Source organism: Pseudomonas sp. Irchel s3b5 (assembly GCF_900187435.1).
Taxonomy (GTDB): domain Bacteria; phylum Pseudomonadota; class Gammaproteobacteria; order Pseudomonadales; family Pseudomonadaceae; genus Aquipseudomonas.
Map to the genome: position 1 here is coordinate 33,449 of NZ_FYDY01000006.1, position 18,692 is coordinate 52,140.

Genomic DNA, 18,692 nt, shown 5'->3' on the forward strand with positions numbered 1-18,692 from the left:
TCGTAGTCCTCAAAGTGCATTTCGAATGTTGTTTTTGTTGTTCGATGCCTTAAGTCGGGGATTTAAGAGTGGCGACTTCCCTCCTCACGCATCAGCGCCTGCAAGGTATCGAGCCGGGCACCGTCGTAGGCAATCACGGTCCCCTGCTCGAACACCCGGCGCGCCAGCCCGGTCAACACCGCACCGGGCGGCAGTTCGATCTGTAAACGTACACCGCGCTCGTAAGCGCTTTGTACCGTGCCGCGCCAATCGACGATGCGGCACATGTTGAAGGCCAGATCGTCACGCAAGGCTTCGGGCTTGATCAGCGGTCGCGCGCGACTGCCGCTCAGGTAGCCGATTTTCGGGGTGTGCAGCGACACCAGAGCGAAGGCTTCGGCCAACCGTTGTGCGGGCGCCTCAAGCAATGGGCAGTGGGACGGCACGCTCACTGCCAGACGTTTGGCCAGGCCAGCCCCGCAACCTTTCGCTAACTCTGCCAGCGCTTTCATCGCCGCGTCGCTACCGGCAATCACCAGCTGGTTATCGGCGTTGATATTGGCCAGATAAACCGGCATTTGCGCGCAGTGCACCCGGGCCAGCAACCCTTCCACGGTGGCCAGGTCCAGACCGATGATTGCGGTCATGCCGTAGCCCTGTGGATAAGCCTGTTGCATCAACTCACCGCGCAGGCTGACCAGATGCAACGCATCGCTGAAACCCAGGGCACCGGCCACCACCGCTGCCGGGTAAGCGCCGATCGACAAGCCGGCCACGTAGTCCGGGGCCATGGCCAACTGGCGTGAAGCGGCGACACCGGCGATCAGCAGGCAAAGCTGCACCGCCCTCGTCGACCGCAACGCCTCGGCAGAGTCCAGCTGCGTCACATCTTCACCGAGCAGGTCGCTTGCCTCGTTCAACGTTTCCCGAGGCAAACGCGCGAGCATGCCGGGTTGTTGTGCGCCCTGGCCGGGGAACACCAGCAAGCTGCTCATGCTGCTTGCTCCTGAGGATTCCACGGATCAGTCACCAGCGTGGCTTGGGTGGCACTTTTCAGCAGGACCCGCGACGAAGTGCCGGCCCATTCGCGCAAGGCAACGGCGCCCGACGGTGTCTGCAATTGCAGGTCAACGCGGCACAAGACGGCATCAAGAACGGCCACCAACGCCTGGGCGTCGCGACGACTCAACGGACTCGGCGTACGCAGGATCAGATCGAGGTCGCTACCCTCGTGCAAAGCGGCAAATCCACTGGCCAACTCGAACCCGGCGCTGCCGCTGACGCCCCAGACCCAACCACTGTCATCGAGGTGCGAGCGCAGTTGCGCCAAGGCCCGCAGCGCCGGGAAATCGCGCTGGCCTTGAACATGGCGAAGCTCTTCAGGCCGCACCCGCCGCGTAAGGGAAGAGACTTGCATCAACGCGGCAAATCGCTGTTCGCGCAACGGACCGCGCACGCCCACAGCCACCTGCCCCGCCGCGCTCAAGGCGCGACGGACCACCACCGGCTGACCGGCACTGATCGACTCGATCACCCAGGCAGGCGCATCCACAGGCAACTGCTGCGGGGTCATGCCCCACAGCAGGTCGTGAGCCAATAGCGTGCTCACCACTGCGCTCTCAGCAATTGGCGAACCTTGCTCGACGCCGCCCGATTGGCCGCCCCCAGACGACCGCTCAGATCACGGTCACCAGCAGCCACATCGCCAATCGCCTGATACAGACACTCGGTCACCCGCACCAGATCCGCTGCCGTCGGCTGCTCGATCTGTTCCACCGACAGGGTTTCCCACAGCAGACCGAGGCTGGCATAGCTGTCGATGTCATAGGCCATCGGCGGCACGCTGGCCGCCAGGGCTTCGAGTTCTTCGACGCTGCGCAAGGTCACCCGCGCCGCCGATGCCTTGCCCATGGCGTGCACCATCACCCCCGGATCGCGCAGGGCGATCAAGCGATTGGCCTGATAGCCGTGGGCCAGAAACGCCCCGGACATTGCCTTGCCCACCAGCAAACCGATCACCGCATGACCCGCCAGACGGGCACGGGCATAACTGTCCGCCGCAGCGGCCAGTGCCTGATGAATGCCGAGGGCTTCTTCGCGTCGACCGTAAGCCTGGCTCGGCACGTCGACGATGGCGATCAGGGCGCGTTTGTGTGCCTTGTTCTGATCGGCGGCGATGACTTCATCCACGGCCTTGGCCAGGCCCCAGCCTTCGAGCAAGCCCACCTCTCCGTTGCGTGCACGGACGAATCGGTTTTCCGGATCGGCCACCACCGCAATGAAACGCACCGGCTGATCGCCCAGCGAACCGTCCGCGACCTTCAGCGAAGCCGGTAAACCTTCGACCGCTTTCGCCCCGGCGCTCAAGGCGTTGAACCAGTTCAAGCCTCGCAGGGAATACGAACTCATGGGCGTTCTCCTTGGTACAGATCGCGAACCACAGACGGCTCGATTTGCGGTTCGGCGTCCAGATGCGCCAACCGTTGCAGGAACAGCTCGACCTGTTGGCTACGGGGTTGCGCCGGCAAACCTTGCTGGAGTAACTCACCCACCTGCTGTCGAATCTGCGCCACGTCATCGGCAACATAGCGGTCCACCAGGCCACTGGCGAAGCGCTGCTCGCCACCGGTCAGGCTCCAAATGAAAGGCCGGTCGCGGGAGTCGTATTCCTCAAGCCCGGCTTCCTGCTCGATCACTTGCGGGCCGTTCAGTCCGAGTCGCGCCTCCTGGGTCACCAACAGATAGCTGCACAACCCGGCGGCAATCGACATGCCACCAAAGCAACCGACACTGCCCGCCACCACACCGACCACGGGTTGATACCGCTGCAAATCGACAATCGCGGCGTGGATGTCGGCAATCGCTGCCAGGCCCAGATTGGCTTCCTGCAAGCGCACGCCGCCGGTTTCCAGCAGCAGCACGGCGCGGGTCGGGATGCCGTTGCGGTTGTCTTCGGCGGCCAGTTCCAGTGCGCCGGCAATTTTTGCTCCGCCGACTTCACCGAGGCTGCCGCCCTGGAACGCCCCTTCGATGGCCGCGATCACCACCGGCAAACCGTCGAGATTGCCCTTGGCGATCACCACGCCGTCGTCGGCTTGCGGCACCACGCCCTGGCGCGACAACCACGGCGACATGATCCGCTGAAAGGGGTCGAGCAGCTCGCGGAAGGTACCGGCGTCGAGCAACGCCTTGGCCCGTTGCCGCGCACCGAGTTCGACGAAGCTGAGCTTGTTGAGCAGGGATGCGCTGTCAGTCATGGCCGATCTCCTCGAAGCCTTGTTCCAGACGCAGACGCACCACACCGGGAGTCGCGCCGAAATCGTGGATATCGATGTCCATCGCCGGTGGCGTCTGGCCGTCGAACATCCGTGCGAACAGATGGTGCCAGCGTTGTTCACTGCCATTGACCGAGGTCTGTACGTTGATCGTCAGCTTGCCGGCCTGACCCGGTTCGATCAGCACTTCCAGATCACCCGAGCCGACACAGCCCACCAGGGTACGACCGCGTGGCGGCTGCCCGGCGGGGAATTCAAAGGATAAGGTTTCCATCAAAACGCTCCCTGAAGGATGCCGTCGCGCTCGATACGGTCGAGCAACAGAGTGGCGGCGAACAAGTCGGCGGCACCACCGGGCGAGGCATTCAATGCGATGAGTTGTTGATCCAGTTCATGCAGACGGCGACGGCCCGCGAGGCTGGCAGTGCCGCCCGCGTCGAGCACCGCTTGAGCGCCGGATTGCATGGTATGCAGGCCTTCTTCCCCGGCGCGGTACAGCACGCAGGTGTCGGCCAGATTCGTCATGATCGCCAGCAGCGCATCGAGCCGGGCGTTCTGTTCCCCATGGCCGGCGGCGCGACTGCGCAGCAGTTGTGGCAGAGCCCGTTGGGTCACCGCCGGAAAACCCAGTTGCGCTTCTTCACGGGCGCCGCGAGCGCCGTAGCGTTGGGCGACTTGCACACCGTGACTGAGCGGGCGTGGAGCAAAACGATCGTCGAGCAGGGCCAACCGCGCAGCCCGTAACGCCACGCTATTGGCGCTGCAGGATTGAGGCTCCAGCGCCGCGGCAGTGATCAACAAGCCCAAGGCCCAGATCGCCCCGCGGTGGGTGTTCACCCCGCCGGTGGTGTCGAGCATGGCTTGCTCGCCTTCGCGACCGATGCGACCCACGGCTTCGCGCAGGGGTAAGCCGATCTCGCCGCACTCGATGGCGGCTTCAGCCATTTCCTTAAAGGCCGACCACAAGGACAGCGCCGACGCGTGCATCAGCCCCAGGTGCAAATCGGTGTGGGCGCCATTGCCGCGACGGTCGACCAGTGCCGGTTTCGGCGACAGATCAGCTTCGTCGATCAGCGCGTCCACCGCCAGGTCCGCCAGCCATTCGGCCAGGCTCAGGGTTTTGGGTTGCAGGTTAAGTGCGCGCATTACCAGCTCCTGAACTTGGCGGGCGGGTTGTAGAGGCCACCGGACCACTCCACCAGATCGGCCACACTTTTTGCCGCGAGCAACTCGCGAGTGGCGTCGGTGCGGCGGATGCCGAGGTCCTCAGGCAAGGCGATCAGGCCTTCGCGGCGCATGCGCGCAGTGTCTTTGGGGTTGTGGCGCAGGCCGATGGCGGTCACCCCGGCGACGGCGGCGATCATCGCCTGGCGCTCTTCCAGTGAGCGCGCCTTGTACAGGTAGGCGATGCCTTCTTCGGTCAACAGGTGGGTCACGTCGTCGCCGTAGACCATGATCGGCGCCAACGGCATGCCGCTTTTCTTCGCCACATCGACCGCATCGAGGGTTTCGACGAAGGTTGGTTTGCCGCCCTCCTGGAAGGTCTCGACCATCTGCACCACGAGTTTCTTGCCGCGCTCGAGCATCGGTTCGGCCACATCGGTGTTGCGCATGTCGAGCCAGGCCGGAGTGCCGTGGCGGCGACCGCGCGGGTCGTGGCCCATGTTCGGTGCCCCGCCGAAACCGGCCAGGCGCCCGCGGGTAACGGTGGAGGAATGACCGTCGCCATCGACTTGCAAAGTCGCGCCGATGAACAGGTCCACTGCGTATTGCCCGGCCAGTTGGCTGAACATCCGATTGGAACGCAGGGAGCCGTCGCGCCCGGTAAAGAACACATCCGGCCGCGCCGCAATGTAGTTCTCCATCCCCAACTCGGTGCCGAAGCAATGCACGCTTTCGACCCAGCCACTTTCAATCGCCGGGATAAGTGTTGGGTGCGGGTTGAGGGTCCAGTTACGGCAGATCTTGCCTTTGAGGCCGAGGGATTCGCCGTAGGTCGGCAGGATCAGTTCGATGGCAGCGGTATTGAAACCGATGCCGTGATTAAGCGACTGCACGTTGTGTTTTTCGTAGATCCCGCGAATCGCCATCATCGCCATCAGCACGTGCACGGGCTTGATGTGCCGAGGGTCGCGGGTGAACAGCGGTTCGATATAGAACGGCTTGTCGGCCACCACCACGAAGTCGACCCAGGAGGCGGGAATGTCCACACGCGGCAGGTCGCTGACGTCGTCCACCAGCTGATTGACCTGGACGATGACGATGCCGTCGCTGAAGGCCGCCGGTTCGATCAGCGCCGGGGTGTCTTCGGTGCTCGGCCCGGTGTAGATGTTGCCGGCGCGGTCGGCCATGAACCCGGCCGACAGCACAACGTTGGGAATCAGGTCCACCACCAGCCGTGCGTAGAGTTCGATGTAGGTGTGGATCGCGCCGATTTCCAGCAGGCCGTCTTCAAGCAACTGGCTGATGCGCAGGCTTTGGGTACCGGCGAAAGAGAAGTCGAGCTTGCGGGCGATGCCACGCTCGAACAGGTCCAGGTGTTCGGAACGTCCGACGCTGGGCATGATCATGTGCAGGTCATGCAGCTTCTCGGGGTCGGCCTTGGCCAGGGAGCGGGAAAGGAAGTCCGCCTGCTTCTGGTTGTTGCCTTCGAGCACCACGCGGTCACCGGGCAGAATCAGCGCTTCAAGCGCCGCGACGATGTTATCGGTGGGAAACACCACGCCGTCGGCAAGACCTCGCACCAGCTCGAGACGCCGCTGCTTTTCGCTGCGCCGCCGCGTCCATCGCGAGTCGGGGGATATTGTTGTTGTCATGACCACTCCACGGGTTCGCTGTCGTGGAGCTACCTTAGGAGCGTTGGGTGGGGCGTATCAATCAAGCAGAGTGGAGGATCGTTACGCTCAGGTTAACGATCAATATGGGCGGCGTTCATGGCGGCCCCATCGCTGGCAAGCCAGCTCCTACAGGTATTTCGGTTGTACGCCAATGCCGAGTACATCCGATAACTCTGTAGGAGCAAGCTTGCTCGCGATCAGCCGATCAACCCGGCATCCACCAGCAACGCCTCAAGCGCCAACAGATCCGGCACCTTGGCCACTTGATCCCCCACTTGCACCGCCGCCTGCTCCAGCGAACACAACGGCACGTCCACGTAACTCAACTGACTGTCGAGCTTGTAGGAGCGCGGAATGCCCTGCACCAGCAGGGCGATAAATTTCAGATCCGCACGACCGCCAAGGGCATTGAGAATGACGATGCGTGCACGCTCGCCAATCACGGTTTTCTGGCCACAGGCCGATTCGAAACTCAACAGCGGAATCTGCCGGTTGCGCCAAGTCACCCGCCCCAGATACCACGGCGGTGTGTCCAGATCGAACGTGCCCTGCTGATAATCGACCAGTTCAGCAACGGCGACGTTGGGCAAGATCAGGTTGCGGTCGGACAGGGGCAGCAGCAGGCCGGTGAGGTGACGGGTGCGGTGCTCAAGCATGAATTTTGCTCCACAGGGCGATGCTTTCGAGCAGCACCGATTCCTGGTACGGCTTGCCGAGGTAGTCGTTGACGCCAATGGCCATGGCGCGGTCGCGGTGTTTCTGGCCGGTACGGGAGGTGATCATGATGATCGGCAGGTGTTGCAGGCGTTCGTCATTACGCACCTGGGTCGCGACCTCGAAGCCATCCATGCGCGGCATCTCGATGTCGAGCAGCATCAGGTCGGGCATGTGCTCTTCGAGCAGCAACATGGCGTCGACGCCGTCTTTGGCGGTCAACACGTTCATGCCATGACGCTCGAGCAAACGGCTGGTGACCTTGCGCACCGTGACCGAATCGTCGACCACCATCACCAGTAATGGCCGCTGTGGCTCGGCCTCGACCTCGTGGCCCGACGCACGTTGCGGCACATGGGCTTGCAGGGCGCGGATCGGTGCCAGCAAATCCAGAATCAGCACCACCCGGCCATCGCCGAGAATCGTCGCCCCGGACACGCCTTGCACCGCTGCAAACTGCGGCCCCAGGCTCTTGACCACAATTTCGCGGGTGCCGGCCATGGCATCCACTTGCACGGCGATGTGCCGTTCGTTGCACTGCACCAGCAATACCGGCAGCGGCAGGCTCTGGCCCAACAGCTTCGGACGGGGACTGGTTTTGAGCAACTCGCCCAGGTAAACCAACTCATAACGCTGACCCGCGTACTCGTAGGTTGGCGGATCGAGCCGGTAATGACCTTCGAGCTCATTGGGCAGTACGCGGACGATACCGTCGATGGTGTTGAGCGGGATCGCGTATTGATCCTCGCCACCTTGCACCATCAACGCCCGGTTGACCGACACGGTAAACGGCAGGCGAATACGGAAATGCACGCCCTGCCCCGGCACCGAATCGATGCTCATGGTCCCACCCAGTTGCCGCACCTCTTCGTGTACCACGTCCATGCCGACGCCGCGCCCAGAGATCTGGGTGATTTTCTCGGCGGTGGAAAACCCCGGTTGCAGGATGAACTGCAACACGTCGTGATCGCTGATGACACTGTCTGCGGCGAGCAGGCCGCGCTTGATCGCCTTGCGCCGCACCGCTTCGAGCGGCACACCGGCGCCGTCATCGCGGATGTCGAAAATGATGTCGCCGCCCTCGCGCAGCAGGTCGAGGGTGATCTTGCCCTTAGCCGGTTTCCCCGCCGCCAACCGAGCCTCGGCGGACTCCAGGCCATGGTCGACCGCGTTGCGCAGCATGTGCTCCAGCGGCGCGGCCATGCGTTCAAGCACGTTGCGATCCATCTCGCCTTCGGCGTTATCGACGATGAAATCCACGTCCTTGCCCAGCTCGCTGGCCACCTGGCGGACGATGCGCTGCAAACGCGGCAGCATCCGCTCGAACGGCACCATGCGCGAGCGCATCAGGCCTTCCTGCAATTCCGTGTTGATGCGGCCCTGCTGCTGCAACAGGTTTTCCGCGTCCTGATTGCGCCGATCGAGGGTTTCCTTGAGGTCGAGCAGGTCGGACGCGGATTCGAATAATGCGCGGGACAATTGCTGCAACTGTGAATGACGGTCCATTTCCAACGGGTCGAAGTCTTCGTAGCCCAGACGCTCCGCGTCGACGTGCTGACGACTGAGAATGCGCCCCTGGGTTTCGGTGTCGAGACGGCGCAACTGGTCGCGCATCCGCTCGATGGTGGTTTCCATCTCGTTCAGCGCGATCTGCGCATCGCTGACCTGTTGTTCGATCCGGCCACGAAAAATCGACGTTTCGCCGGCCAGGTTGACCAGATCATCGAGCAGCTCCGCCGAGACTTTGACCATGTCCGCACCGACATCCTGTTGCGGTGCCAGCGGTTCGGGTTTTGCTGTGGCGGGTGCAACAGATGTTTGCGGCACGGCCGGGTGGCTGAAATTCTTGATTGCGTCGATCAGGCGATCGGCCGGTGGCATCGGCTCGCCGGCGCGGGCGGCATCGAGCATTTGGGCGAGCCGGTCATGGCTGCGCTGCAACAGTGCAAACAACGGTGGGGTCGGCTGCAATATGCCGGTGGACAAGCCTTCGTAGAGAAACTCCAGTTCATGGGCCAGATCACCGATCGCGGTGATTTCCACCATCCGCGCGCCGCCCTTGAGGGTGTGCAGGTCGCGCAGCAGGGTTTCCACTTCCTGACGGTTCGAAGGCTGCGCCTGCCAACGTGCCAGGGCTGCACCTGAGCTTTCGATAATGTCGAAACCTTCCTCCAGGAAGATCTCCAGCAGCTCGGGATCATGGCCCGGCGAGTCGTTACTGGCGGCGGGTTCGCTCACGTCGGCGTTGCCCGCGTGCCCCTGACGGTAGGCGCGGATGGACTCAATCAGCTCTTCGCTGCCGCTCAGGGACTGATTGCGTTGCAGCTGTTCCAGATACAGTGCCAAGCGGTCATGGCTCTGTTGCAGCAGCAAGGCCAGCGCGTTACTGAAAGCGTAGCGGCGATCGACCAGGCCTTCGTAAAGGCTCTCCAGTTCATGGGCCAGGTCACCGACCGGCCCGACTTCGGCCATGCGCGCCCCGCCCTTGAGGGTGTGCAAGTCCCGTTGCAGGGAGGACAGCGGCGCGGCGTTGTCCGGATCGCGCAGCCAGCGTTGCAAGGCCTGGCCGGCGCTTTCGAGAATATCCACCGCTTCTTCGAGAAAAATCTCGACGATTTCATCGTCCAGCCCGGCCGCTCGGCCCTCTGTAGGAGCTGGCTTGCCAGCGAAGGACTCACCGGCACCGTGTTCTTCCAATGGAAACGCGACTTCGCTGACGTCCATCGCTGGCAAGCCAGCTCCTACATTGGAACGTGCCAGATCCGCTGTGGCGTCGCCCAATTCACGGATGCTCAGGGTGCGGCTGCCGTCGCTGCGAATCAGGCCCATGGCCGATGGATCGAGGCCTTCATCGAGCAAGTCGCGCAAAGCCCTGATCCGCTGCGGTTGCGGGCTGACTTCCTGGCCCGCGGCCAGTTCGTCGAGCATGTTGATCAGCGCCTCGTGGGCCCCCTGCGCCTCCTGGAAAAACCGTTCGCTGACCGCCAGGCTGCTTTCTTCCACAGCGCCGTAGAGGTCGAGCAAGGCTTCGCATAATTCATCCACCGGATGCAGGTCGGCCAGGTGCGCGCTTTCGCCCAGGGTGGTCAGTTCGTCCAGCAGCGCGCTGAGTTCCTGACGCTCGCCGGGGTGTTGCTGCCAACGCTCCAACAGGCTTTCGGCGTCCAGCAGAATGTCCATACCCTGGGCGAGGAAGTTGTTGATCAACTGCGGATCACGCTTGAGGCGCAGCCCGGTGTTTGGCTCGCTCAGGTGGGTTTCCAGACGTTCGGCCAGCAAGGCCCTGGCCTGCTCGATCACGCGCTGGGCACCAGGAATTGTCGCCAGCGGATCGCGCTTGAGTTGACGCAAACCCAAGTGAAACAGCCCTTCGGCTTCCAGCAACAATTCGACTTCGTCCAGGTCCAGGGCAATCCGATGCGCCTTGTATTCCCTGGCCAACTGATCCAGCGGCGTCGCCAGTTCGGCAATCGGCAGGACACCCGCCATGGAGGCGCTGCCCTTGAGGGTGTGCAAGGCCCGTTGCAACTCGTCGCTGGCCTGCAACGGCACGTGTTCGGCGGCCTGCTCGAGGAAGCGGTCAAGGCTGCCGAGATGGGTTTCGGCCTCCTTGCGGAAGATCTCCAGCAACAACGGATCGAGCGCCGACACGTCTTGCGTGTCCTCGTCGGACACCGGCTCGGCACCCTTGGCCAAGGCATGGGCGCGGGCGGCCAACTGATCGACATCGTTGCGCTGACGCTGGGTGTTCGCGGCGTATTCGGCCACCAGCCCCGGCAGCAGGTTCAGCACATCGCCGATCAGCTGTTGCACCGTGGCACCCGGTTCGACGCTGTGCTCCAGCACGCGGTTGAGCAGGTTTTCCACCGCCCAGGCCAGCTCGCCAAGCACCAGCGCGCGCACCATCCGGCCGCTGCCCTTGAGCGTATGAAAGGCGCGACGCAGTTCACTGAGGTCCGAGCGGTTGTCGGGGTTGATCGACCAGCGCGGCAGGTATTCGCGAAGGATTTCCAGGACTTCGTCGGTTTCTTCCAGGAAGACTTCCCGCAGCTCCTCGTCCACCGGCTCCTCACCGGCGGGAGGCGGCAACAGGCTGCCCGGCGTGTTCAGCGCGGGAGGGTTCAACGACGATACCGGGCTGGCGAGCATGTCGGCCAGGGTCTGAACGAGCTGCGGATCATCCAGTTCCTGCATCAGTTGCATGGACTGCGCTTCACTGGGGCTCAGCACATCATCCAGTACCGGTACATGTTGCTCGCTGGGGAAAAAGCCGAGGGTCGCGAGACCTTTTTCCGCGACGTCGAGCACACTTTCGCCAGGCGCTTCCGGGTCATCGCTGAGACGCTCAAGGTAATACTCGATGCTGGTGATCACGTCGGCGAGGTTGTCCAGTTCCTGCCAACCCGGTTGACCCGGCTCAAGCAGCAAATGCTCGCGAATGAAGTGATTGCAGGTCTCGACCAGGCTCGCCGCACGGCTCAGCGGAATCATCGCCAGCGCGCCACGCACCTGAGTCAGCAAGGCCGGCAATGCCTGCAAATGCTGGCAGTCCCAGTCCGCGTCGATGTAGTCGACGATCATGTCCTTGGCCTGCTGCAAGCAGATGCGGGCCTCCTTGATCACGATCTGGTGGATCTGCGTCAGGTCAGTGGTCGGCAGGCGACTGTCTTCCTGGCTCTCGGGTTCCACGGTGCCGACCATGCCGGCCAGCGTCGCTTCGACGTAGAGCAGCGCCCCGGCGACGTCCATGAGGATCGCGTCATCCGGCGCACGCTGGCCCTGGGCGAGGCTCAGCACCACCGCCAGTTGATCGATGATGACCTTGCGCGGCTGGCCGAAACCCAGCACCGCCAGGGTGTCGGCAATCTGCCGCAAAGGCGCCAGCAGGCTGTCGAGATCGGAGGTGTGCTGGCGGTCGCTGCGTACGAACAGGTCCAGGCGCTCCTTGACCCGCACCAGCTCTTCGCAGAGTGCCGCCAGCACCGAGCGCATGGCGTCGCGGTCGGGACCGGCCAGCCGCGCGCGTTCTTCATCGACCATCGCGCTGTCGGGCAGCGCGTCGTCCAGTGAGTAGCGTTCTTTCATGGTCAGCATCTGCCCGGTGGGATGTTCGGCCTTGGCTATGTAGAACAGCAAGCTCTTGAGCAACTCCGGCGGTGCCGGCTGATTGATGCCGCGCATGCCCTGTTCGAGCAGGCGCTTGAGTTCCTTGTCGGCGTCCTTGAACAGACTGCGCAGTGCCGGGCTGTTGGCGATCACGCCGCTCCGCATGCCTTCGACCAACGCCGAAGCGATCTGCCACAACGGGCTCAAGGGTGCGTTGCCGGACACGCCTTCGAGGCGGGCGAAGACTTTGGCCAGGTAATCGAGGTTGGTTTCGCTGTCCTGCTCACGCAGAAACCCCACCAATGCCATCTGCAACATCTGCCGCAGCTTGCGCACCACACTGGGGAAATCCACCGGCTCGAGCTGTGCCAGCGCCTCATCCGTCAGCGACGGTAAGTCGGGCAGTTGTGGGCTGAACAGACTGGTTTCCGACAACAGGTTTTCGCCACGGGCACTGCGCAGATCGTTGATCAGCGGCAGCACAACCAGCGGCAGATCGCGGCGTGCGCCTTGTATCCGATCCAGATAAATCGGCAATTGCCCCAAGGCCTGCATCAACAGGTGCAACGCCTCGTCGCGATGGCTCACGCGATTGTCCTGCAAGGCCAGGGCGAGCTGTTCCATCTCTTCGGCGAGCAAGGCCGCGCCGTAGAACTCGACCATCTGCAAACTGCCGTGAACCTGATGGATGCACGAAAGGCTTTCATCCAGCGCGTGCGTCGCCTGCGGGTCATCGAGCACGGTTTCGATCGCGTGATGAGCCTGCTTCAGCGTTTCGGCAATCTCGCCTTTGACCCACTCCAGGGCCACATAGTCGTGCCGATCACCCATAACCACTCCAATCACAATTCAGATACCCATGGGCGGTTCAAGCTTTATCCACAACCTGCGCCTTGGCCGCCGGCAAGGTGAAGCCGGACACCGACCGGCGTAACTGACTGGCCATTTTCGCCAGGTTGCCGATGCTCTCGGCCGTGGCGGAGGAGCCAGACGACGTCTGTGTGGTGATCTGCTGGATCACGTTCATCGTCAGGGAAATCTGCCCGGCCGACGTTGTCTGCTGCTGTGCGGCATTGGAAATGCTCTGGATCAGCGCCGCCAGGGTCTTGGAGACGCCTTCGATTTCTTCCAGGGCCACCCCGGCATCCTGCGCCAGTCGCGCGCCGCGCACCACCTCGGTGGTGGTCTGCTCCATGGAGATGACCGCTTCGTTGGTGTCGGTCTGGATTGCCCGCACCAGGGTTTCGATCTGCCGGGTCGCGGCCGACGAGCGCTCGGCCAGACGCTGCACTTCATCGGCGACCACGGCAAAACCGCGCCCGGCATCGCCCGCCATGGAAGCCTGGATCGCGGCGTTGAGGGCGAGGATGTTGGTCTGATCGGCAATGTCATCGATCAGGCTGACAATGTCGCCGATTTCCTGAGAGGACTCACCCAGACGCTTGATGCGCTTGGCGGTGTCCTGAATCTGCTCGCGAATGTTGTCCATGCCGTGGATGGTGTTGTGCACCACCTCGTTGCCCTTGTTGGCGATTTCCACGGAGCGCTCGGCCACCGCCGAGGATTCAGCGGCGTTGGCCGACACCTGGTCGATGGATTCGGCCATGTCGTTGATCGCCGTGGACGCTTCGGAAATCTGCTGGGCCTGATGTTCCGAGGCTTGGGCCAGGTGCATGGCGGTGGCCTGGGTTTCCTGCACGGCAGCGGCGACCTGGCCAGCGGTGAGGTTGATGGTCGCCACCAGATCACGCAATTGGTCCACGGAGTAATTGATCGAGTCGGCAATGGTGCCGGTGAAATCTTCCGTCACCGAGGCTGTTACCGTCAGGTCGCCATCGGCCAGGTCTTCGATTTCATCGAGCAGGCGCATGATCGCGTTCTGGTTGCGCTCGTTTTTTTCGGCGGTTTCGCGCAGTTGGCGATTGGTTTCACGGACCATCACCAGACCGATGAGGATGATCGACATCAGCGCCGCCAAGCCCAGCACATAGCCGCCGATGGTATGGGTGTCGCGTCCGCCGGCGAAGTTTTCGAAACCACCGGCCAGCTGCGAGGCTTCGTCGAGCAGGGTTTGCGACAGGCTGAAAATATTGGTCGCCGACTCCCGGACCTTGAACAGCTCCGGCGAAGTTTCGAGGATTTCATCCACCGAGCCCGAGACGAATTCGAACAGCTCGGAAATCTCCTGGAGCCGCGCACGGGCATCGCGGTCTTCCACCTGGCTGACCTTGAGCGCCGGGTCGCCCTGGAGCATGCCGTTGAGCACTTTGCCGAACTGCGCCGCATCACGGCCGAAGACGTCGGCGGCCTGTTGCGAGTTTTCGTCGCCGGACAACACGGTGTTCACCGCACCCAGAATCCGCTCGGCCAGCAACGACTGACGCTGGGCCATCGCCACCTGCGCGGCGGGCGCACCTCGTTGCAAAAGGGTCTCGACGACTTTTTCGTACTCGACCTGCAACTGCGGCACGGTTTCGGCCAGTGTCGCAGCGACTTGATGCAGCGACAGCACGGTCTGTTCGCTGGAGAGAATGGCGTCGGTGTTTTTCAGCAGGCGATCCCAGTCCTGCTGCACGGCCCGCATTTCAGGGCGCACGGCGGACGGTGCCGGAGGCAGGCCGGTGGACGGGTCACCCTTCTTCAGATAACCCCAGCGCAAGGCGAAATCGTTGCGCGCGTCGCTAAGCAATTTGAATGCAGCGGCCTTGCCGGCGGCAGCCTCGGTGGCATTCTTGGCGATGCGCTGGGACAGCACGCGCAGCTCGCCGGCGTGGCCGATGTACTGTTTATCGTAGGTGGCCTGGGTGTTGAGGTACGCGAAGTTGGCGAACAGCAGCATGATGAAGATGATCAGCGCGATGAACAGCACGATAATCTGCGACCGGCTGCGCGACCCTTCCATTGGCTTGCCTGCTTTTGCTTTTGTCATCGGTACTCGCCTGTTAACCCACACTTGCGCAGCTTGCCGAAATCCCTGTAGGAGCGAGCTTGCTCGCGATGGATGTCAGCCACATGGGTGTCGACTGATCCACCATCGCGAGCAAGCTCGCTCCTACAAGGGTCGCAGTTACAACGCGACGTTCATGAACCCTTGGGACTGCGCCAACGCAAACGGGCTGAACACCTGCCAGCACTGCTCACGCTGAAAACGCCCTTTGACGAACGTCGACATCGGCCCCCGCAAATCATCTGCCGACACCGGCTCCAGGCTGTCCTGGGCAAAGTGCTGGAGGCCGAAGACCTCATCGACCATCAGCCCGGCAAACACATCCTCATGCTCGACCACCAACACCCGCCGTTGCCTGCGCGCCGCCGACTGCTCATGCCCGAAGAAGCCCCCCAGATCCATGATCGGCAGCAAGCGTCCGCGCAAATTGGCGACACCCTTGACCCAGGGTTTGACCCCCGGCAGCTGAGTGAAGCGTGGTTCGTGCAGCACCTCGCAGACTTCCCTCATGGGAGCCACGTACCAGTGCTCGCCCAGGCGAAAACCGATGCCGCTCCAACTGTCCCGTCGAGTCGGCTGGGACGGCAAGTCCGCCGCCAGCAAACGACAGCGCTGGTCGATCTGCAGCAGCAGCTCGAAAGCCGTCAGCGATTCGTTCATGGGCGACCGATCAACCGGCCAGTACGTTGTTCAAGGTCTTGATCAGGGTTTCTTCATCGACCGGCTTGGTCAGGTAATCCTTGGCGCCCTGGCGCGTGCCCCAGACCTTGTCGGTTTCCTGATCCTTGGTGGTGATGATGATCACCGGGATGTGCCCGGTGTCCGGGTCTTTGGTCAGCTGACGGGTCGCCTGGAAACCATTGAGGCCGGGCATGACGATGTCCATCAGGACCGCGTCGGGCTTTTCCTGACGGGCCAGCGCAACGCCGTCGGCACCGTTTTCGGCTTTCAACACTTCATGACCGTGCTTTTCCAGCATGCCGGTCAGTTTGTACATTTCGGTCGGCGAATCATCGACGATCAGAATACGTGCCATGGTCTTCCCCATTTTTGTCGACGCCGGACCCGTTGGCCGAGCATCACTGTGCGTGTCCTACTGCGGCAATACAGCGGCGAACCCCGGCACATGGGCCTGGATCGCATCAAGCAATTCTTCCTTGCTGAACGGCTTGGTCAAAAACTGATCGGAGCCGACGATGCGCCCCTTGGCCTTGTCGAACAGCCCGTCCTTGGACGACAGCATAATCACTGGCGTGGACTTGAACGCGCTGTTGTTCTTGATCAGGGCGCAGGTCTGGTAGCCATCCAGGCGCGGCATCATGATGTCGACAAAGATGATGCCTGGGTGGTTATCGACAATCTTGGCCAGGGCATCGAAACCGTCGATAGCCGTGATGACCTCACAACCCACATTCTTGAGCAGCGTTTCGGCGGTGCGGCGAATCGTCTTCGAATCGTCGATCACCATGACCTTCAAGGCGCTGGTTTGCTGTTCCATAAAATGCTCTACCGTCGCCTTTGCGAAACAAATTGTCCGTTTGCCGGCTAACGCGGCTCGAAGCCCTTGATACTCAAGGGCCTGTACCACTCGGCAGTCTTTTTAGCACAGTCTCCAGTACCAATCTATCGGCCGACCCTCAAGGTGGTTTTTCCTTGACCGGGAACACACTCAGCGCCACTCTGACGCCACTTTTATACGGCACTGCTTCTATTAACTGTAGGAGCGGGCATGCTCGCGATTGACGTCAACGATGACGCGGGAAACCTGACACCCCGCGGTGTTCTTGGGTTCATCGCGAGCATGCTCGCTCCTACAGAAAAGCGGTTCTCGCCCCCCCAAATTTCGAGGAAAACCCAATGAGCGTTCGCGTCGGGATTGTCATGGACCCTATCGCCAGCATCTCCTATAAAAAGGATAGCTCGCTGGCCATGCTGCTGGCCGCGCAGAAGCGTGGCTGGGAACTGTTCTATATGGAGCAGCGCGACCTGTACCAGGCCGAAGGCCAGGCCCGGGCGCGGATGCGGCCGTTGCAGGTGTTCGCCAACCCGGAAAAATGGTTCGAACTGGGCGCCGAAAGCGATGCGTTGCTGAGCGATCTGGACGTGATCCTGATGCGCAAGGATCCGCCGTTCGACATGGAATTCGTCTACTCCACTTATCTGCTGGAACAGGCCGAGCGCGCCGGCGTGCTGGTCGTCAACAAGCCGCAAAGCCTGCGTGACTGCAACGAAAAGCTGTTCGCTACGCTGTTCCCGCAGTGCACGCCGCCGACCGTGGTCAGCCGCCGTGCCGACGTGCTGCGTGAATTCGCCGCCAAACACGGCGATGTGATCCTCAAGCCGCTGGACGGCATGGGCGGCACGTCGATCTTCCGTCATCGCGCTGGCGACCCGAACCTTTCGGTGATCCTCGAAACCCTGACCGCCCTCGGCGCCCAGCAGATCATGGGCCAGGCCTACCTGCCGGCGATCAAGGACGGCGACAAACGCATCCTGATGATCGACGGCGAGCCGGTGGACTACTGCCTGGCGCGCATTCCCGCAGCGGGCGAAACCCGTGGCAACCTGGCGGCCGGTGGCCGTGGCGAAGCGCGCCCGCTGACCGACAAGGATCGCTGGATCGCCGCACAAGTCGGCCCGACCCTGCGTGAAAAAGGCCTGCTGTTCGTTGGCCTGGACGTGATCGGCGAGCACCTGACCGAAATCAACGTCACCAGCCCGACGTGCATTCGCGAGATTGACAACGCGTTTGGCACCGACATCGGCGGCATGCTCATGGATGCCATCGATCAGAAGCTCAAAGCGCGTTGATATAGAACAGCCGATGAAGAACCCACATTGCGTTATCATGCCCGGCCTGTGAAAAACGCGATGTTGGTTTCCTTGTCATGACACTCCCGTCCGATCTGCCCGCAGAACTCGCCCACCGTGGCGTGCGCCCGGCCGATCGCCTCGGTTTTACCCTGTTTCTCGCGGCGCTGATCCACTTGGCGCTGTTGCTGGGCGTCGGGTTTGCAGTGGTCGAGCCCAAGCAGATCAGCAAAACCCTGGAAATCACCCTCGCCACGTTCAAAAGCGAAAAAAAGCCTGAAAAAGCCGACTTCCTCGCCCAGGAAAATCAGCAAGGCAGCGGCACCCTGGATAAAAAGGCGATTCCCAAGACCACCGAGGTCGCGCCCTTCCAGGACAACAAAGTACAGAAGGTCACGCCACCACCGGCCGCCAAGCCAGAAGTGCAGCAAGCGCCGCCAAAGGCTGCCGTGACCACCATCGCGCCAAAACCGAAAAAAGCCCCCGCCAAGACCGAAGAGCCCAAGACCGAAGCCAAACCCATGGTCCAGGCGCCGACGTTCGACAGCGAGCAGTTGTCCAGCGACATCGCCAGCCTCGAAGCGGAACTGGCGGCCGAACAACAGCTGTACGCCAAGCGCCCGCGCATCCACCGCCTGAGCGCCGCCTCGACCATGCGCGACAAGGGCGCCTGGTACAAAGACGAATGGCGCAAGAAGGTCGAGCGTATCGGCAACCTCAATTACCCCGACGAAGCACGGCGCAAACAGATCTACGGCAACCTGCGCCTGATGGTTTCGATCAACCGCGACGGCTCGTTGTATGAAGTGCTGGTGCTGGAATCTTCCGGGCAACCGCTGCTGGATCAGGCGGCCCAGCGGATTGTGCGACTGGCGGCGCCTTTTGCACCGTTTACCGGCGACCTGTCGGACATCGACCGCCTGGAAATCATCCGCACCTGGAAGTTTGCCCGCGGCGATCGACTGTCCAGCAACTGATGGGCCTATGACCTGTAGGAGCCGGCTTGCTGGCGATGGCGTCCTT

General features: G+C 62.4%; 15 protein-coding genes. 2 read left to right on the top strand and 13 right to left on the bottom strand.

All coding sequences use genetic code 11. The features are described 5' to 3' along the window. Positions 1 to 62: 62 nt before the first annotated feature. The 13 genes from mdcH to pilG form a co-directional block, all read right to left on the bottom strand. Entirely contained in the window at positions 63 to 974 is a 912-nt protein-coding gene (gene mdcH / locus CKW15_RS08780) for a malonate decarboxylase subunit epsilon (RefSeq protein ID WP_095057420.1), read from the bottom strand. Continuing rightward, entirely contained in the window at positions 971 to 1,591 is a 621-nt protein-coding gene (locus tag CKW15_RS08785; RefSeq protein ID WP_095057419.1) for a malonate decarboxylase holo-ACP synthase, read from the bottom strand. Before CKW15_RS08785 ends, mdcH begins: the two co-directional genes overlap by 4 nt. Continuing rightward, positions 1,585 to 2,388, bottom strand: coding sequence for a biotin-independent malonate decarboxylase subunit gamma (gene mdcE, locus CKW15_RS08790; RefSeq protein ID WP_095057418.1), 804 nt, complete (start codon positions 2,386 to 2,388; stop codon positions 1,585 to 1,587). Before mdcE ends, CKW15_RS08785 begins: the two co-directional genes overlap by 7 nt. Then, entirely contained in the window at positions 2,385 to 3,236 is an 852-nt protein-coding gene (locus CKW15_RS08795; protein WP_095057417.1) for a biotin-independent malonate decarboxylase subunit beta, read from the bottom strand. The genes mdcE and CKW15_RS08795 overlap by 4 nt, the downstream gene beginning before the upstream one ends. Beyond that, positions 3,229 to 3,528 (bottom strand): malonate decarboxylase subunit delta, encoded by a 300-nt coding sequence (locus CKW15_RS08800; protein ID WP_095057416.1) that lies wholly within the window; start codon positions 3,526 to 3,528, stop codon positions 3,229 to 3,231. The genes CKW15_RS08795 and CKW15_RS08800 overlap by 8 nt, the downstream gene beginning before the upstream one ends. Next, a complete protein-coding gene (locus CKW15_RS08805; protein WP_095057415.1) occupies positions 3,528 to 4,400 on the bottom strand; it encodes a triphosphoribosyl-dephospho-CoA synthase in 873 nt (290 codons plus the stop codon). Before CKW15_RS08805 ends, CKW15_RS08800 begins: the two co-directional genes overlap by 1 nt. Next, on the bottom strand, positions 4,400 to 6,070 hold the full coding sequence (gene mdcA, locus CKW15_RS08810; protein ID WP_095057414.1) for a malonate decarboxylase subunit alpha: 1,671 nt from the start codon (positions 6,068 to 6,070) through the stop codon (positions 4,400 to 4,402). The genes CKW15_RS08805 and mdcA overlap by 1 nt, the downstream gene beginning before the upstream one ends. 218 nt (positions 6,071 to 6,288) lie before the next feature. After that, positions 6,289 to 6,747, bottom strand: a complete 459-nt coding sequence (locus CKW15_RS08815; RefSeq protein ID WP_095057413.1) for a chemotaxis protein CheW — start codon at positions 6,745 to 6,747, stop codon at positions 6,289 to 6,291. Further along, a complete protein-coding gene (locus tag CKW15_RS08820) occupies positions 6,740 to 12,742 on the bottom strand; it encodes an Hpt domain-containing protein (protein ID WP_095057412.1) in 6,003 nt (2,000 codons plus the stop codon). The genes CKW15_RS08815 and CKW15_RS08820 overlap by 8 nt, the downstream gene beginning before the upstream one ends. A 37-nt stretch (positions 12,743 to 12,779) precedes the next feature. After that, a complete protein-coding gene (locus CKW15_RS08825; protein ID WP_095057411.1) occupies positions 12,780 to 14,840 on the bottom strand; it encodes a methyl-accepting chemotaxis protein in 2,061 nt (686 codons plus the stop codon). Positions 14,841 to 14,978: 138 nt separating this feature from the next. Further along, positions 14,979 to 15,518, bottom strand: a complete 540-nt coding sequence (locus tag CKW15_RS08830; protein WP_095057410.1) for a chemotaxis protein CheW — start codon at positions 15,516 to 15,518, stop codon at positions 14,979 to 14,981. A gap of 10 nt (positions 15,519 to 15,528) precedes the next feature. Continuing rightward, positions 15,529 to 15,894: a twitching motility response regulator PilH gene (gene pilH / locus CKW15_RS08835; protein ID WP_027926574.1), complete on the bottom strand. Its 366-nt coding sequence runs from the start codon at positions 15,892 to 15,894 to the stop codon at positions 15,529 to 15,531. Positions 15,895 to 15,951: 57 nt separating this feature from the next. Continuing rightward, a complete protein-coding gene (gene pilG / locus CKW15_RS08840) occupies positions 15,952 to 16,356 on the bottom strand; it encodes a twitching motility response regulator PilG (RefSeq protein WP_095057409.1) in 405 nt (134 codons plus the stop codon). 359 nt (positions 16,357 to 16,715) lie between these two features. Between pilG and gshB the strand changes: the two genes are divergently transcribed. Together gshB and CKW15_RS08850 are read left to right on the top strand one after the other, a co-directional pair. Further along, positions 16,716 to 17,669 (top strand): glutathione synthase, encoded by a 954-nt coding sequence (gene gshB, locus CKW15_RS08845; RefSeq protein ID WP_095057408.1) that lies wholly within the window; start codon positions 16,716 to 16,718, stop codon positions 17,667 to 17,669. A 77-nt stretch (positions 17,670 to 17,746) separates the two neighbouring features. Continuing rightward, positions 17,747 to 18,646: an energy transducer TonB gene (locus CKW15_RS08850; protein ID WP_095057407.1), complete on the top strand. Its 900-nt coding sequence runs from the start codon at positions 17,747 to 17,749 to the stop codon at positions 18,644 to 18,646. Positions 18,647 to 18,692 lie beyond the last annotated feature (46 nt).

Excerpts from the sequence above, each read along its gene's own strand:
- mdcH (WP_095057420.1), bottom strand. The coding sequence starts at position 974 with ATGAGCAGCTTGCTGGTGTTCCCCGGCCAGGGCGCACAACAACCCGGC.
- mdcE (WP_095057418.1), bottom strand. The coding sequence starts at position 2,388 with ATGAGTTCGTATTCCCTGCGAGGCTTGAACTGGTTCAACGCCTTGAGC.
- CKW15_RS08795 (WP_095057417.1), bottom strand. The coding sequence starts at position 3,236 with ATGACTGACAGCGCATCCCTGCTCAACAAGCTCAGCTTCGTCGAACTC.
- CKW15_RS08800 (WP_095057416.1), bottom strand. The coding sequence starts at position 3,528 with ATGGAAACCTTATCCTTTGAATTCCCCGCCGGGCAGCCGCCACGCGGT.
- CKW15_RS08805 (WP_095057415.1), bottom strand. The coding sequence starts at position 4,400 with ATGCGCGCACTTAACCTGCAACCCAAAACCCTGAGCCTGGCCGAATGG.
- mdcA (WP_095057414.1), bottom strand. The coding sequence starts at position 6,070 with ATGACAACAACAATATCCCCCGACTCGCGATGGACGCGGCGGCGCAGC.
- CKW15_RS08815 (WP_095057413.1), bottom strand. The coding sequence starts at position 6,747 with ATGCTTGAGCACCGCACCCGTCACCTCACCGGCCTGCTGCTGCCCCTG.
- CKW15_RS08820 (WP_095057412.1), bottom strand. The coding sequence starts at position 12,742 with ATGGGTGATCGGCACGACTATGTGGCCCTGGAGTGGGTCAAAGGCGAG.
- CKW15_RS08825 (WP_095057411.1), bottom strand. The coding sequence starts at position 14,840 with ATGACAAAAGCAAAAGCAGGCAAGCCAATGGAAGGGTCGCGCAGCCGG.
- CKW15_RS08830 (WP_095057410.1), bottom strand. The coding sequence starts at position 15,518 with ATGAACGAATCGCTGACGGCTTTCGAGCTGCTGCTGCAGATCGACCAG.
- pilH (WP_027926574.1), bottom strand. The coding sequence starts at position 15,894 with ATGGCACGTATTCTGATCGTCGATGATTCGCCGACCGAAATGTACAAA.
- pilG (WP_095057409.1), bottom strand. The coding sequence starts at position 16,356 with ATGGAACAGCAAACCAGCGCCTTGAAGGTCATGGTGATCGACGATTCG.
- gshB (WP_095057408.1), top strand. The coding sequence starts at position 16,716 with ATGAGCGTTCGCGTCGGGATTGTCATGGACCCTATCGCCAGCATCTCC.
- CKW15_RS08850 (WP_095057407.1), top strand. The coding sequence starts at position 17,747 with ATGACACTCCCGTCCGATCTGCCCGCAGAACTCGCCCACCGTGGCGTG.